We start from the raw sequence: 250 nt of genomic DNA, 5'->3' as shown, positions 1-250 counted from the left end.
AAGATATATACTTCAGCTTCAAACTTAGTGTGAGGCTTAACAGAACCAGGCACACATAGAACCTGACCACGCTCAACTTCGTCACGCTTAGTACCACGCAGAAGAACACCAACGTTCTCACCCGCACGACCTTCGTCTAGAAGCTTACGGAACATCTCAACACCAGTACAAGTAGTGGTTTGAGTTTCCTTGATACCAACAATCTCGATTTCTTCACCAACTTTGATGATACCACGCTCAACTCGACCCG

At 46.0% G+C, this 250-nt stretch carries 1 protein-coding gene; it reads right to left on the bottom strand.

Annotated features, from left to right (window positions below; genetic code table 11):
* On the bottom strand, positions 1–250 hold a 250-nt coding region (locus tag A3735_RS08935; protein ID WP_255375157.1), incomplete at both ends, for an EF-Tu/IF-2/RF-3 family GTPase.

It is taken from the genome of Oleiphilus sp. HI0061, from assembly GCF_001635675.1.
The sequence above is the reverse complement of the archived record's forward strand: the minus strand, read 5'-3'. Positions and strand labels throughout refer to the sequence as shown.